This window comes from Thermus tengchongensis, assembly GCF_021462405.1.
Lineage (GTDB): Bacteria > Deinococcota > Deinococci > Deinococcales > Thermaceae > Thermus > Thermus tengchongensis.
The window spans coordinates 332,161-345,834 of record NZ_JAKEDU010000002.1; the positions used below are offsets into that span (position 1 = coordinate 332,161).

The window sequence follows — 13,674 nt, forward strand, 5'->3', positions numbered from 1 at the left end:
ATCAGTCCTTCAGCAACACGGCCAGCAGGAGCACCGCCAGAACAGCTGCTAGCAAAGCCCAGACCCAGGGAGAGGTAGGTGCAACAGGCTGAACCTGGATGCTGGCTTGGCGGGCCTTCTCCCGTTCCGCCTCCAGGCGCAAGCGTTCTAGTTCCATTTGAGCCCGCTCCTGTTCCGTGAAAATGTACGGGTCCAGGATCGAGCCTATCTGGCGGGCCCCATAGAGCAGTTGAAGCCACAGGGGGTCATCGGGACCGGGAGCTGAGCCTGCGGAAAAGGGAGTGTAGCCCCCGGCGGGATTGAGGTACGTGTTGGCGATGCTGAACCCCCCCATCCCTCACCTCCTCACAGCCCACCGCGGGCTTCCAGCTCCGCCAAACGCTGCAAGCGCCCCTTGTCCAGCACCTCGATGCGCCGCCCCATGGCGGCAATCTGGATGTAGTGCCCGGCCCGCTCGTTCCAGACGATGGGCGTGTTCTGCGTGAAGACCTCCAGGACCAAGCGGGTTCCGGGCACCAGCTCCACCTGCTGGGGCCAGGCGATCATGGTCTCCAGGTTGTTCTGGTCAATGGCGTGAATGGTAGCGAAGGACTGGTTGAAGACGGTGGCGGCGCTGTCGTCCACCCCGCCCGCGTCCCGGGCCACCCGAAGGCGGAACTGGCCGTCCCCGTGGACGTAGTAGACCTCAATATCCTCCGCACCCGTGACTCCAGCAGGCTCCACAAAGGTGATCTGCCCTGTGGCGTAGTTAACGCTCACAACAGGGCACTGCTGCCATACCCCGCCCACCTTGGCCCACACGGCTACTTCGGGGTGGTAGACGCTGGGCAGGGTGGGCTTGGCCTGCGGGGTTTCCACTAACCCGCTCACCGTCACGGTGCGGTTCTGGGGCGAAGCCAGGTTCTGCCCCCCAAAGACCTTCAACCCCTTGATGTAAATGCGCAGGCGCCGCTCCTGGGCCAGAATGCGGAAGTGGGCGGTTTCCGGGGTGCGCATCTGGGCCACAGGGAAGTACTCGTTGGGCCGGTAGGCCAGGCCTGTGGCATCGAAATCCTCGTTGTCGATCCAGGCGAAGCCCCAGCCCCCCACCTGCACCGCCGCCGGGGGAGGCGGGGGAGGGACTGCGGGGGCCTGGGCCTCCACTCGGGGCATATCCCCGCGGAAGGCGTCCAGGCCCCGCCCGAAGGCCTGGCCCACGCCCTGACGGATCCGCTCAAGGAAGCTCATGGCACCTCCTCACAGGGTGGGGTTGGAGTTGTCCACGCCCACCGGGAGCTCGATGCGGGTCCTAGGGTCGTTGAGGTTCACGGTCACGCCCAGGGGAGCCTCCACGTAGACCTCAAGCGTGTCCCCTTCCCGGAAGACCAAACCGTTAGGGGGCGTGGGGGCCCGCAGGGGGGATGCGGTCTGCAGGATGTTCTGGTAGAACTTCGCATCCCTCAGCTGGGCCTCGGTGAGGTCGTAGTAGCCAGCGTACTGGGCCTTGATGAGGAACTCGGGGAAGTCAAAGCCCTTGGTGCGCTTGGCGAAGAAGACATCCGTGGTGTGGGGAAGCTGGTTGCCTGCGGTGTCGTAAAGCTTGAGGATAATGGGCACGGGATTGGGCACCACCCAGGCCGCCCCCGCGGGCACCACGAACTCGCCCACCTTCACCCGCTGCGTGCCGCTGTAGGTCTGGAACTCGGGGCCGGACCGCAGGATGGTCACGGGCCGCGCCCCAGGCCGAAGTGCCTTGATCCGGTTGAACGCCTCTTGCATCCTTACCTCCTCATTCGATGTTCAAAATCACCATGACAACATTGGCGAACGACGCCGCCGCCACGCCTAAGCCGATGTAGTCCACCATCGGGTCTTGGGTCAGCTTGTTGTTGATGAGCAAAGAGCCCAGGATCACCCCGCCGAGGTTCAGCAGGATGCGGTTGGTGTAGGCGTTGCTGACCTCTTTGGTGGTATCGGGTTTGCCGTCAGGGCCTACCTGGTAGTAGTGGATGCGCCCATCCGGCCCCTTGGCCGCCCACCCGAAGAGGTCCCTGCGGGAGGTGTAAAGGCTTTTCCTAATCAGGTAGGCCCCCAGCACCCCCAGGCTCACCGAGACCACGATGGGGTTCTGCACGACCTCCAACGGGTTGGAGGTCTGGGCCAGCTTGCGCATATCCTGCGCCGCGATTGCCGCCGTATCCGCCATTCGCCCTCCTTACGAGGGCCATGGTGGGCGGGATGGAATAGCGTGGAAAAGCGCGTGGCGGTGCGCTCAGCGGGAGGCGCGGGGCGGAGATGCAGAGCGCACAAAGGTGCGAGGCGGAGGTGCGCCGCGCACCTCCGCCTCGGAGAAAAGGGCTCTAGGACGCTAAGGGAACATACACCCGCCGCCTGGGGTCCCTCGGGTCCCGCAGGACCAGACCGGCCCGGTCCCGGTCCAGATCCTTCACCCCATACTCGGGAGGGAGGCCTCCTTCCGGGCGCTTGAGACTGGCCACCTGCTCCCCTAGCTCGCGGAACATCTCCGCCACCGCCTGCACCTCGTTGGGCTCAGATACCCGGAAGGTTACCAGGTGGGAAGCCTGGCGGCGTACCCCGGGGTCAATGCCCCCCACCGCTCCCCGCATCATCTGGGTTACGAAGATGACGTTATGCCCGGCTTCCCGTCCCCCCGTCAGGACCTCGAAGAGGCCCTTGGGCACCTGCCCCCGGGGGAAGAACTGGTGGGCCTCATCCACCACCAGGAGGACGTCCTTCAGGCGCATAATCTCCTGGCCCAGGGCGTCCAAAAAGGGCCGCGGATCGTAGCCCGTCACGTGAAAGTGCACCCGGGCGTGGCGCTTTAGCGCGGCCTGGGGGTCCCCCTCTTCCCCCACGCGGTAGCGCCCTTCGGCCAGCTCCCAGAACTCGGTTTTGCGGTTGACGATCACCAGGCGGCGGAAGCGGCCCTCCATGGCCCGCACGATCTCTCGAGCTAGAGTACTCTTCCCCGACCCCGACTTGCCGATGATGAGGATGCGGAAGGTCTGCCTACCGCCCATTTAAGCCTGATACGCCCGCCACAGCTCCCACCCGGCCCAAGCCGCCAGGGCAAAGGCCACCACCGCCTGGGCGGTTTCACACTTGGGGCAGCCCTTGCCTTCCCGCAGGTTCTTCACCCGGCCTAAGCCAAGGTAGAGCCCCCCGGCCAACACCGCCAGGGGGAAAGCATTAGCTTTGGCAAACTCAGTCACCGCTTTCGCCTCCTTTCCACAGGAACCTCAATGCCTCGCTCCTTCAAGACCTTAGCAATCGCCCTTTTTTCCAACGGATCCCCTCCCCTAACCTGGTAGCGCCCGATAAGGGTAGCCGTACTCTCCTTTCGAAAGCGTGAGGCCAGCTCCGCGATTTTCCGCCTATTGGCCGCCGCGGCTTTGCCTCCTTTGGCGGCATCGTAGCTCCTCTTGGCTTCCTCCATCCGGGCAGACCATTCCTTGGCCCGCTTTGCCCTCAGGTAATCTTCCGCCGCCAGGCGCTTCACCTCTCGTTCCCAGTCCCTGATCTGGCGCAGGGTTTGGTGATCCCCTTTTTCCCGGGCTTCACGGATAAGCTGGCGAGTTTTAGCATCGGGCACAAACCGCACCCGTACGCCAAAGGGTGTTTCTGTGATTGCCACCACCTCGCCGCCCTTGTGGACCCGTACACCCTGCGGTACGGGCTGAAGCTTTACCTTGGCGGGCCGCCCTGGGGGGCGAACGAAGCGCCCTTTGGCGTCTCGGTACACGACACGGCAAATCTGTTGGCGCCGTACCATAGCCATTACGCCCTCCACGCTGGCGGATCAAAGAGCCGTCCCGCCTGGGCCTGCTTGGCCAAGAAGGCCTCCGGATCCACGCAGTAGGTGAGGACCTTCTGCCGGGCCTCCTCTCCCCCGCGGGGGAAGAAGCCCCACAGGCCCTCGCTGGCCGGGGGTTGGCGGTGGAAGACGTCGAAGTGCAGATGGCAGAAGCCCCCCGTGGTCATCTTGCCCACGGTGCCGATGACCTCCCCCGCCTGCACCACCTGCCGGAGGCCCACCCTTATGTCTCGCAAGTGGCCGTACCGGGTCCACACCCCCGCATGCGGATGGCGCAGGACCACTACCCCGCCCCACACGGGCAGGCGGCCCGCGAAGACCACGTACCCATCGGTCATGGCGTGCACGGGCTGACCGCAGTCGGAATCACCTCCACCAGGGTGGTTCAGGTCTATGCCCGTATGCCAGTACCCTGGCGGCACCAACCAACTCCCATCCGGACGCCTCACCCCCTGGTAGTACTGGGGGTCCAGGAAGCGCACGTCGGGGCGTGGCTTCCTGGGGTTCATGGGCCAGTAGTACCGCCCCGAGCGGGGCACCTCAGGCTCCCCCACCATCCACCTCCCCAGCCCCGCCAGGCCCAGCAGGCCCAGCGCGGCTAGCACGAACTTCCATAGCTGCACGCACACCTCCGTAAGCCGCCGCGGCCAGCACCACCCCGCCCAGGGCTACCCGCACCCAGGGGGGCAGGTTTTCCGCCCGGCCCATGCCCGGGAAGCGGTTCCGGCCAATCCCGTACGCAGCGAGGGCCTCCCCCACCTTGAGCATGTCCAGCACCTGGGCCGGGGGAAGGAAGGTCGTGGCCTGAAAGGCACCTTTGAAGGCCTCCACCTCCTCGGGGGACTGGAGCCTGAGCCCCAGCATGAGGAGCATGGCCGTACCGTTGGCCAGCTCCTCCCCCGTAAAGGGGATGACGGGCTCCACCACCGGGGCCGGGGGGAGGTCCTCGAAGCCGGGCTCCCCGGGAACCTCCGTGTCGTCCAAGGGCCGAAAGTTCGGCTCACTCCCAGAGTCTGGGGCCGAGGCTGCCCCCGGGGTTGCCGGCCCCTGAGGCATGCCCTGCTCCGGCGTGGGTTCCGCTACCGCTTCCACTCCCTCCTCCCTTCATGCCCAAGGCCACCCCCAGGAGCACCGCCATCCCGGCCCCCAGGGCCGCCAGGAACCCTAGGGGGGTTTTCTTGGCGGGGGGTGTGGCCGCCTGGGGTGAGGTTGCGTCCTGGACGGGTTTATCCCCCTCCTGCGGGTTCCCGAAGGCCTCCCTGGATCCCGCGGATACCCCCCCTCCCACCACGGGCTGGGACTCCACGGCCTCCTCCAGGACGGGGTCCAAAGGGCTTTCCAAGGGGATGGCCCGCACCGCCTGGGGTGGGGACGCTTCTGAGCCTTCCAAAACGGCCTTTTCTCCCAAAAGCTCCTCCGGCAAGCGGAGCTTCAGCATGGCCTACCTCCGAGAGCGTTTAGCCTTCTTCTTCCTGCTCTTCTTCCGCTTAGGCATACCTTCTCCTCCTCCTTCCGCCGCCCACCAAGGCCAAGGCCACCACGCCCAAGGCGGCCAGGCCCATGGCGCCAGCGCCTATCCCCGCCCCCGCCACGGCGATGCCCCTAGCAGGGGCGGGCACCAGCTCCACCGCCTCCTTCAGCTCGGAGACGATCCGCCACACCAGGTAGAGGACCGCCGCCACCGCCGCCGCGGTGAGCACCAGGGGAAGTACCGCGGGGTACACGTATTCCCCCGTGTCCCCATACCAGACCATCGGCTGGGGGCACCAAGTGGATCCGCATCCCCCTCCCCCGTAGGCCGGGGGTGTGGAGGCGTTTTGGGTGGAGGCCTCTACCTTCAGGCGGATGACCAGGTCAGCTCCCCGCTTGCCCCAGTCCAGCACCCGCACTCCAGGGCCATACCGCTGCTGGAGGGCGTTCTCCAGGCCTGAACGGGTCACGCGGGAGATATCCCCGCCCTTGTGGGCCAGGACCAGCTCGTAAAGCTTCCCCGGCTTCAAGGGGGTGTCCTTGCCCACGGGCACCCGTTGGTACTCGGCCATGTCCCCATCCTGGACGGGCGAAAGGGCCGTAAAAAGCCCGCCCCGAAGGTGCGGGGCGGAGAAGCGTATGGGAGGTGCGTGCCGGAGATGCGTTTCGGAGATTACCGCTTCTGCACGAGCCTGCGGATGATTTCCACCAGGGCCACCAACTTGCCCACCGTGCCCTGGCCTACGCCGGGAAGGGCCTCCAAGTCCCTCACGTCCCAGTTGTGGATGTTGCGGATGTCTCCGTTTAGGGCCTCCGCAATGGCTTCCGCCGCCCGTTGGTTGCCCAGCAGGGAGTAGAGGAGTTCGGCCAAGGACATGCTTTCAGGGCGGATGGGATCGCGCTTGCGGCTAGCCAGCTCCACCAGACGCTTTGAGGGGCGGCCTTTTTTGAGTACCATCACCCGCATCATAGCACGCTTCTAGGTGTCAAGGCACTTCTACCCACGGGCAGGCATCTAGTGCGATTTGCACCTCCGAAAGGGCGGGCCGCGGCAACACCAAGCGGCACTCGGTGCCGGTGCAGACGTCGTTTATACGGGCTAGGTACTGCCCGGAGGGCCACCGCGCACGTAGCGCTTCAGCCTCCCCCTCGTACGCAAACCGCACCTCTTCGCCCCCGCGCGTCAGCCACGTGATTCGTGCGCGGCAGAGGTCCGGGACGACCTGGGGTGCGCTTTGCTCTTCCGAAGCGGCGATTTGCGTCCCCGGGCTCACTCCGCCGCTCTGCACCTCCGTGGCGGAGGGCCGGGGCGCATCTTCGGGGCGCATCTGGGCCAGGAAGTAAAGCCCAATGGCGGCCAGGATGACCAGGCTAAGGGCGGTGTTTCGGGTCATGGTACCTCCGACATGCGGCGCATTTCCTCTTCCGTTCGGGTGCGGTCCTGGGCCACAAGTTGCCTCAGGTACTCGCTGATGGTCAAGCCCCTTCTGGCCGCCTCACGGCGGATGAAGGCGGCTTCGGAGGGGTGTAGGCTGAGGCCAAGCATAACCCGTCTTTCTTCAGGGGGCTTAAGCCGCTTGCCCATCTTCGCTCCCTCCCTCCCATACGGCGGGGTCCAGCCTGCACCGGGCCACCAGGTAGCTCCTCCGGCCTAGGAAGCCGGGGCGCATCTGCTTGCCCTTGGCGTGGTAGGGCTCCCCTTGGATCACCAGGCCCATGGCCTGGGCCAGGGCCACCACCTCCCTGGGGTCCTCCTTGCCCCCAGGACGGCGGATGGCCAAGAAAATGCCCCCCTGCCCCGCCCGCACGAACACCTGCACCCCGTCCGCCGGGCTCGTGGGCAGGGCCATGCGCACCACTTTCCCCGGCTCCATTAGAGCCTCCTGCACCATAGCCCGCAGGATGTCCGAGACCGCCCGCAGGTTCACCCGATCCAGCCTCATGCCACCACCCCCACCTTGAAGGCCCGGAAGGGATTGACCAGGTCCCAGTACCCTTCCCGCCGGAGAAGGCCTTGGGCGTAGGCTCCTGGGCTACGGGCGAAGCCGTCTTCCTTGGCCTCCTGGGCCATGTAGACCACCCGGGCCAGGACCCTGAGGGCCCCTTCACCCCCGCCGAAGAGAACCGCCTTCAGGGCCGCCCAGACCACCCGGAGCCAGAAGCGCCAGCTTTTGGCGTCCCCCAGGGCGGCGCTAATGGCCGTGGCCACGTCCTGCGCCCACCGCCGCCTGCCCTCGCGGCCCTTGGGGATGCTGGCCGCCCGAAGGAGGGCCCGCAGGTTCCGGGCAGTGTCGGGATATAAGGAAAGTAACGGGTTTTGCTTTTGAACCAGGGTGGCTAACGGCGCACCTACTACCCCTTGGAGGGTTATTCCCTGTCCTAGAAGAAGACCCTCTTTATATCCCGACATTGAGTCCGGGGCACTCAGGACCCTTGCGGTTCTGCCCTTGGCCCTGTCCCCCTTCAGGTCCCTCCAGGGGAACCGCAAATAGGGGGCCAGGACCTTCAGGCCCCTATCGCGGAAGACGGGCCGCACCCGGACCCGCCAGAGGGTGCCCCCTCGGACCGCGTGGGCCTTCTCGAGGGCCTCCCCGTCCGTGTACCAGGTTTCCCAAGCGATCCACATGCGGGCCGCTTGGCGGTAGCGCTCGTACCGGGGGTCGTGGAGCCAGCGCTCCACCGTGCGCTCGGACACCCCCAGCATGGCCGCCAGCTCCCATTGGGCTAGGAAGACGTGGGCCTCCCGGCTGGGGTCCTGGCGGGCCCCGAGGCGGATGGCGTGGGCCACCAGGAGGCGGACCATGGGGGCCAGGGGGCCCAAGCGTTCCCAGTGGCCCCAGCGGTTTAACTGTGCCTCAGCCTTGGCCAGGAGGTCCTGCCACTCAAAGCGGCGCACCTCCTTCCAGTCGGTTTCCGCCCGGGTGGGCCTGGAAGGCCCCTCTGAGGCCGGGGCAGGGGAGGGGGGGCTACTTGGGTACCCCTCCTCCTCTTGGAGGGCCTTATCGGCGGTTTTAGGGCCGCTATCCTCCGTGGAAGCATTGGGGGCGGCCTCCTTAGCCTCCCTCTCCTTGGCCTCCCGCTCCCGCTTGGCCCGCCAAGCGGCCAGGACCGCCTCGGCGAAGCGGGGGTTTTTGGTGGCCAGGGTCTCCACCTGAGCCCGGAGGTCATCCGGCAGGTCGGGAGGGAGGATCATGAGGACACCTCCTGCCCAATGCCCAGAAGGGCCTCCAGGGCCTCCCGCTCCGTGCGGCCCCGGGCCGTCCAAATGGTACGGTGTTCCCGGTGAATGCCGTGGGCGATCCATCCAGGGCCGTCAGGGTCCTGGTACACCTGCAGGTTGGCGAACCGCAACCGGGCAATCTCCTTTAGCGCCTTGAGCTTTTGGCGCTTCATGCCCCCACCTCCCCCACCAAATCCCGCAGGGCATCCTCCCGGGTGTCCCCGAAGCCGTAGGCCACCCCGTGGCCCTCGTAAAAGGCCACGGCGATCCAGCTCACTTCCCCATCCCTGGGGCCGATATCGGGGTAGATGCGAACCTCGTACCCGAGGGCCTCCAAGCGGGCCAGGGCCTCTTTCTCCTTGCCTTTGGCCGTAGACCGCACCCGCACGTGCTGGATGCCTGCTTGGCGCTCCAGGTCCTCAATGGTGTTCACCAGCCGGTAGACGTCCCGCACCTGCGCCACGCCCTGCTCCCCAAAACGTCCTTCCTCGCATAGGTCGAAAAGGGTAGAAACCGCCTTCACCCCATCCACGTGGACCACACCCTGCACGCCCATGCGCCTCAGGGCCAGTTGCAAAGCTTTTTCGTAGCGAGCAGTTGGCATCATTCTTCCACCCGCACTCGATGGTCTATAACCACACGGCGAGAGCCGCACCAGGGGCACTCGCTCTGGTACCTCTCAGCGTCCCAGGCCCGGCCGCAGGTCAAGCACTCCTTCACCGTGGCCGTACCCCCCTCGTGCACCAACTCGTCCCAAACGTTGAGCTCAACCAGCCTTCCGCACACCGCACATACGCGTTCCTTCACCTCGCACCTCCCGCTCGCTTCTCCGGACCTTCCTTCACCAACCGCTTCAAGTCCTTGCTGTCCCTCCACTCCACCACCTGCACCCGGCGCACCTCTGCGTCGGAGCGCATGCGCTCAAGCCACTCCTCCACCCACTCCTCCCGGGTGGCCACCGTGCCCTTGCGGTTCAGGACCACGTGGGGCAAATGCCGAGGATCGGTAGGCACCGCCTTCGTGGCGTCCCGCAGGATGTGGATGGGGATGCCGTAGCGCTCGGACACCTCCTTGAGCCGCAAAAGCCGCATGGCTACCACCCCTCCGGCACGCGGGCGAACATGAGGGCCAGGCCCAGGATGAGGCCCAAAAGGAGGCCTCCAAGTAGGTCCAGCCCCCAGCGCCAAAGCCAGGTGTCTTTTGGAGGCCAAGCCTGGTCTTCCCGGTTCACCTTCCACCTCCCACCGCCACCACCACCGCCAGGGCCACGGCCAGGAGCCCAGCCCCCAGGGCCATGAGGACCACCAGGAAGGGGCCGGGTTCCCCGTAGCGGGTCCGGACGTAATGGGCCAGCAAGGCGTAAAGGAAAATGGCCGCCAAAAGGTAGGCGGCTAGCAACTCAACCACGGTGCACCTCCTGGAGCGTGACGACAAAGAGCCGCACCGCGGACGAGAGACCGAAGAGCGCTTCAGGCTTAGGCATTGGGGGCCTCCGAGTTATTGACTACAGGTAGTAGTTCAGATGGGCATACGTTTAGTGCGCGGGCAATAGCCATAAGACTAGCTATACTCGGACGCTTTCGCCCCTCTTCTATCTGCCAAATCATCCCCTGAGTTAGTCCCGCTCTTTTTGCTAGTTCATGTTGGGACAAACCCGCTCTTTCCCTAAGTTCACGCACCTTCTTACCCAACTCGGTCATCGCTACCAATGGTAGCCGTTAGCTCAAGGTTTCGTCAATACCCCCGGTAGTCAATGGGCTTGTATTCTAGGCGTGGGCAGAAACCTTTTGTGGCGGCCATGATTGCGATCCGAGACCCGGCTGAGATCATCAAAGAGCGCCTCAAGCAAAGGGGCTTATCTCAAGCTTCTTTTTCAAAAAAGGTGGGCAAGAGCCCAGGGTGGGCTAGTGCTCGCTTCTTCCCAAACATTGAGCACATGGTCCGCTACCTTGCTTATGCTGAACCAAGCACGCTCAAGCGGATATTGTCTGTACTGGATTGGACCCCCGAAGAGTTCGCCCAGGCCACGGGCCTCGAGGTGCCCTTGGTCTACCGCCCCTCGGGGGAACCGCGAGAAGACGTGGTCTGGCTTCCTGTGGTAGCCTCGGGGACCGCGGGCCGCCCTTGGCCTGAGGCCGGGGTCCTGCCCGTGCCCAAGGAGTTTGTCCGCCCGGGCTCCATCCTCATCCGCGTAGAAGGGGACAGCATGGACACCGGGGACGATGATGGGCTCAGGGACGGGGACCTGGTCCTCGTGGACCAAAACCTCCGGGATCTCCGCCCCGGTAAGGTCTTCGCCCTGGAAATCCTGGGGGACGGCATCACCATCAAGCGGGCCAGGAAGACCAAGAGGGGCTGGGTCTTCGTTTCCGACAACCCCGCAGGCCCCGTCCTGGAACCCGACGAAGTGAATGTGCTGGGGGAGGTTTACCGCAAGATCAGCATCCGGGAGGTGAAGTGAGGTGCGCTTCTTAAGCCCCCTTCTTGTTTTAGCGATCGTTCTTTCTGCTTGTAGCTCGCCCCCCGCTTTAAACGCTACGGGCACGTGGAAGGACTTAACCGCCAAAATAAGGCCTGTCAATCGCTTGGACTGCCCCAATGACCCCATGAACACCCTGGAGATGACCTTCGTCCTTTCTCAAAGCGGTCAAAACATCCAGGGCACAGTGCGCTTCTCCCAGGCTGGGGTTGGGGGTGCCGGTTACGGAGACGTCTCCGCCCAGATCAAGGCTGATGGCAGCGTAAACGGCAACCTGGTTTTCTACTCCCAAAGCGGCTCCCCACTTCCGTTTGCCTTTGAGGGTAGGCTCTACACCACCGCTTTTACCGGCCAAACCATCTCACCCCTAACAAGCATGTGCCCCTCTACCGACCAGATGGTCAACGCCTACCTGCAATGGGATGCGCAGAAGCAGTGAGGAGGCCTCCATGCCTGATCCCAACCTTGACCAACCCCAGCCCCCGGTTCAACGCCAGGCAGACCTGTACCGCATAGCCCCCATCTTCGTTACCAGCCTTGCCGTGAACGTCTATGAGGGGCAAGTGGCCGTCATCACCTTCTTCTCGGGGATCCCCACAGACATCGCAACCGGGCTGATCTCTGAAGTGGGGATGGGCTCCTTTGCCCTAACCAAAACGCAGGCCCGGCTTTTAGGGGAAACCCTCTTGCGGTTTGCGGGGGAGGAAGGCAATGAGGGCTAAAATGCTTGCCAGATTCGAACCCGAGCGACAAAGCCTTTTGACCAAAAGCTTCCGGGGTGAACTTCTGCTCAAACCTAAAGAGGCCAGGGCGAAGATCCTCACCAACGTACCCGTAGAAGTGAGGTACCCTTTAGAGATGATTAGCCTGGCCCCTAATCCGGAGGCTGCTCTCCAGGAAGGCATCAAGCTCACCCAACGCCTTCTTCGGGATCGGCTTTATGGCAGGGGCAAGGTTTTGGGTTGGCGGAAGAGCCTTGAAGGGGGGGACTACGCTATCTACGTAGAAGTGCCGCTCGACGTTTATCAAAATATTGACCTCACCTTAGAAATCGGAGCGGAGGTTCTTGCCCTGAGCGATCGGCTGGGCATCCCCTTCTTTGTCTATTTCGTACCCCCAAAGGATGTCGTCTAAGCGCGTGACTCCCCCGGAGCCCGGTTTCTTGCAGCACCGGGAGCAAGCTCTTCACAACGAAGCCCTTCTCAATGGATCATCTTTGCCTTCGGACTGGGAAGTGACGGTGCGCTTTTACGCTACCGCTCATTGGGTTAGGGCCTACCTGAAGAAGCACCTCAAAGTTTCTTCCATCTCAAGCCACGAAGAGGCCGATCGTCTGCTAGAACGAGCCAAGGTGCAAAGGGAACTACGCCAGCTTTTCAAGGAGCTTCGCTGGGCTAGCGAAGATGCTCGGTATTATTGCGTGCATCCCTCTTCGGCCCAGCTTTACCGCTGCCGACAAGCCCACAACCGCCTTAGGGGCTTCTTTGAACCAAAGATCACGCCATGAACCGCCGGGGTAGGGGAGAGGGCTCCATCTTCCGCCGCAAGGACGGGCGCTGGGCGGGCTTTGTCACCCTGGGCCGCCGCCCCGATGGCCGTCAGGTCAAACGGTGGGTCTATGGACGCACCCGCCAGGAGGTGGCGGAAAAGCTGGCCCGCCTTCTCCCCCAGGCCTGGACAGGCACCATCCCGGACGCGGGCAAGCTGAAGCTGGGGGACTGGCTTCTCCACTGGATCGAGGAGCGCACTACCCGCAAGGGCCTCCGGCCCACCACCGTGCGCAACTACCGGGTCTACTTGGGCCACCTGGACCCCATCCTCCACACCCCTCTTTCTCGCCTCACCGCCCTGCAGCTTCGCGCCCTCTTCCAAGGCATGGCCCATCTTTCCCCTTCCCACCGACGCCACATTTACCAGTTCCTAAGGGCGGCTCTACGGGATGCGGTGCGGGCCGATCTCATCCCCTCTAACCCCATGGACGCCGTGGATCCTCCCGAAGGCGGTCCCGTACGCCCCGCCAGAGCGTGGAGCCCCGAGGAAGTGGCCCGCTTCCTGGAGGCCTCCAGGGATCACCGCCTCTTCCCCCTCTTTGCCCTCATGCTGGCCACCGGCCTGCGGATCGGGGAGGCCCTGGCCCTCCGCTGGGAAGACTGGGAAGGGGAACGCCTCTGGGTACGCCACACCCTCCGCCGGGATGGGACGCTGGGGCCTCCCAAGACGGCGAACTCCCACGGCTATCTCTACCTTGATGCCGATACTCAGGCCCTCCTGGCCGAATGGCAGGCCCGCCTCGAAGAGGAGAAGGCCCAGGCTGGGGATGATTGGGAGGAACACGGCCTCATCTTCCCCTCCCGCCGGGGGACGCCCCTCCAGTACCGCAACGTGATGCGCACCTTCCAGGAACTTCAGGCCAAAGCAGGGGTGAGCCCCCTCAACCTTCACGGCCTGCGGCATACCTACACCTCCCTGGCCCTCCGGGCTGGCCTCCCGCCCAAGGTGGTGGCCGCCCGTTTGCGGCATAAAGACGTGAAGCTCACCCTCCAGGTCTACCAGCAGCTTATGGACGAAGACCTCAAAGAAGCAGCCCTTCCCCTTGACACCTTGCTACACCTTCAGAACCGCAACAAACGGGATCGATCCGCCTCCAAAGCTGGGCGAAAAAAGGCCCTCCAGTAAGGGAAATCGGCCACG

The 13,674-nt window shown here is 64.5% G+C and carries 26 protein-coding genes; 5 read left to right on the forward strand and 21 right to left on the reverse strand.

Translation table 11 applies throughout. The annotated features are described in order from the left end of the window. Position 1: 1 nt before the first annotated feature. From L1087_RS04070 to L1087_RS13390, 21 genes are all read right to left on the reverse strand, one after another. Positions 2–157, reverse strand: a complete 156-nt coding sequence (locus tag L1087_RS04070) for a hypothetical protein (RefSeq protein WP_234557742.1) — start codon at positions 155–157, stop codon at positions 2–4. Between the two features lie 188 nt (positions 158–345). Beyond that, positions 346–1,227 (reverse strand): hypothetical protein, encoded by an 882-nt coding sequence (locus L1087_RS04075; RefSeq protein WP_234557743.1) that lies wholly within the window; start codon positions 1,225–1,227, stop codon positions 346–348. A gap of 9 nt (positions 1,228–1,236) precedes the next feature. Continuing rightward, positions 1,237–1,758: a hypothetical protein gene (locus tag L1087_RS04080; RefSeq protein ID WP_234557744.1), complete on the reverse strand. Its 522-nt coding sequence runs from the start codon at positions 1,756–1,758 to the stop codon at positions 1,237–1,239. Between the two features lie 10 nt (positions 1,759–1,768). After that, positions 1,769–2,152: a hypothetical protein gene (locus L1087_RS04085; protein ID WP_234557745.1), complete on the reverse strand. Its 384-nt coding sequence runs from the start codon at positions 2,150–2,152 to the stop codon at positions 1,769–1,771. Between the two features lie 187 nt (positions 2,153–2,339). Continuing rightward, positions 2,340–3,020: an AAA family ATPase gene (locus L1087_RS04090; RefSeq protein ID WP_234557747.1), complete on the reverse strand. Its 681-nt coding sequence runs from the start codon at positions 3,018–3,020 to the stop codon at positions 2,340–2,342. Further along, positions 3,021–3,212, reverse strand: coding sequence for a hypothetical protein (locus L1087_RS04095; protein WP_234557749.1), 192 nt, complete (start codon positions 3,210–3,212; stop codon positions 3,021–3,023). It lies immediately after the preceding gene. Further along, a complete protein-coding gene (locus L1087_RS04100; RefSeq protein ID WP_234557751.1) occupies positions 3,209–3,637 on the reverse strand; it encodes a hypothetical protein in 429 nt (142 codons plus the stop codon). The genes L1087_RS04095 and L1087_RS04100 overlap by 4 nt, the downstream gene beginning before the upstream one ends. A gap of 140 nt (positions 3,638–3,777) precedes the next feature. Next, positions 3,778–4,419, reverse strand: a complete 642-nt coding sequence (locus L1087_RS04105; protein WP_234557752.1) for a M23 family metallopeptidase — start codon at positions 4,417–4,419, stop codon at positions 3,778–3,780. After that, complete coding sequence (locus L1087_RS04110; RefSeq protein ID WP_234557753.1) at positions 4,355–4,798, reverse strand: hypothetical protein; 444 nt, start codon at positions 4,796–4,798, stop codon at positions 4,355–4,357. Before L1087_RS04110 ends, L1087_RS04105 begins: the two co-directional genes overlap by 65 nt. A 16-nt stretch (positions 4,799–4,814) precedes the next feature. Continuing rightward, complete coding sequence (locus L1087_RS04115; RefSeq protein ID WP_234557754.1) at positions 4,815–5,252, reverse strand: hypothetical protein; 438 nt, start codon at positions 5,250–5,252, stop codon at positions 4,815–4,817. Between the two features lie 49 nt (positions 5,253–5,301). Further along, entirely contained in the window at positions 5,302–5,856 is a 555-nt protein-coding gene (locus tag L1087_RS04120; protein WP_234557755.1) for a hypothetical protein, read from the reverse strand. 101 nt (positions 5,857–5,957) lie between these two features. After that, complete coding sequence (locus L1087_RS04125) at positions 5,958–6,242, reverse strand: JAB domain-containing protein (protein WP_234557756.1); 285 nt, start codon at positions 6,240–6,242, stop codon at positions 5,958–5,960. 432 nt (positions 6,243–6,674) lie between these two features. Further along, positions 6,675–6,830 carry a plasmid mobilization protein gene (locus L1087_RS04130; protein ID WP_234557757.1) on the reverse strand — a complete coding sequence of 52 codons (156 nt, stop codon included), beginning with the start codon at positions 6,828–6,830 and terminating at the stop codon, positions 6,675–6,677. A gap of 22 nt (positions 6,831–6,852) precedes the next feature. After that, complete coding sequence (locus tag L1087_RS04135; RefSeq protein ID WP_267964672.1) at positions 6,853–7,227, reverse strand: hypothetical protein; 375 nt, start codon at positions 7,225–7,227, stop codon at positions 6,853–6,855. After that, the gene (locus L1087_RS13170; protein ID WP_267964673.1) at positions 7,224–8,477 is read right to left on the reverse strand and encodes a hypothetical protein; all 1,254 of its coding nucleotides are present in this window, start codon (positions 8,475–8,477) and stop codon (positions 7,224–7,226) included. Before L1087_RS13170 ends, L1087_RS04135 begins: the two co-directional genes overlap by 4 nt. Then, positions 8,474–8,677 carry a hypothetical protein gene (locus tag L1087_RS04145; protein ID WP_234557758.1) on the reverse strand — a complete coding sequence of 68 codons (204 nt, stop codon included), beginning with the start codon at positions 8,675–8,677 and terminating at the stop codon, positions 8,474–8,476. The genes L1087_RS13170 and L1087_RS04145 overlap by 4 nt, the downstream gene beginning before the upstream one ends. Further along, positions 8,674–9,111: a hypothetical protein gene (locus L1087_RS04150; protein WP_234557759.1), complete on the reverse strand. Its 438-nt coding sequence runs from the start codon at positions 9,109–9,111 to the stop codon at positions 8,674–8,676. Before L1087_RS04150 ends, L1087_RS04145 begins: the two co-directional genes overlap by 4 nt. A gap of 196 nt (positions 9,112–9,307) precedes the next feature. After that, complete coding sequence (locus L1087_RS04155; RefSeq protein ID WP_234557761.1) at positions 9,308–9,595, reverse strand: hypothetical protein; 288 nt, start codon at positions 9,593–9,595, stop codon at positions 9,308–9,310. Between the two features lie 2 nt (positions 9,596–9,597). After that, positions 9,598–9,735 carry a hypothetical protein gene (locus L1087_RS04160; RefSeq protein ID WP_234557763.1) on the reverse strand — a complete coding sequence of 46 codons (138 nt, stop codon included), beginning with the start codon at positions 9,733–9,735 and terminating at the stop codon, positions 9,598–9,600. Then, positions 9,732–9,911, reverse strand: a complete 180-nt coding sequence (locus L1087_RS04165; RefSeq protein WP_234557765.1) for a hypothetical protein — start codon at positions 9,909–9,911, stop codon at positions 9,732–9,734. The genes L1087_RS04160 and L1087_RS04165 overlap by 4 nt, the downstream gene beginning before the upstream one ends. 68 nt (positions 9,912–9,979) lie before the next feature. Then, positions 9,980–10,204, reverse strand: a complete 225-nt coding sequence (locus tag L1087_RS13390) for a helix-turn-helix domain-containing protein (RefSeq protein WP_386083269.1) — start codon at positions 10,202–10,204, stop codon at positions 9,980–9,982. Between the two features lie 284 nt (positions 10,205–10,488). Between L1087_RS13390 and L1087_RS04170 the strand changes: the two genes are divergently transcribed. The 5 genes from L1087_RS04170 (at position 10,489) to L1087_RS04190 (ending at position 13,659) form a co-directional block, all read left to right on the forward strand. Then, complete coding sequence (locus L1087_RS04170) at positions 10,489–10,965, forward strand: S24 family peptidase (protein WP_234557767.1); 477 nt, start codon at positions 10,489–10,491, stop codon at positions 10,963–10,965. 145 nt (positions 10,966–11,110) lie between these two features. Continuing rightward, complete coding sequence (locus tag L1087_RS04175) at positions 11,111–11,422, forward strand: hypothetical protein (protein ID WP_234557769.1); 312 nt, start codon at positions 11,111–11,113, stop codon at positions 11,420–11,422. 10 nt (positions 11,423–11,432) lie between these two features. After that, positions 11,433–11,705, forward strand: a complete 273-nt coding sequence (locus L1087_RS04180; RefSeq protein ID WP_234557770.1) for a hypothetical protein — start codon at positions 11,433–11,435, stop codon at positions 11,703–11,705. After that, positions 11,695–12,117, forward strand: a complete 423-nt coding sequence (locus L1087_RS04185) for a hypothetical protein (protein WP_234557771.1) — start codon at positions 11,695–11,697, stop codon at positions 12,115–12,117. Before L1087_RS04180 ends, L1087_RS04185 begins: the two co-directional genes overlap by 11 nt. Positions 12,118–12,486: 369 nt before the next feature. Beyond that, positions 12,487–13,659 (forward strand): tyrosine-type recombinase/integrase, encoded by a 1,173-nt coding sequence (locus L1087_RS04190; RefSeq protein ID WP_234557772.1) that lies wholly within the window; start codon positions 12,487–12,489, stop codon positions 13,657–13,659. Positions 13,660–13,674: the final 15 nt, after the last annotated feature.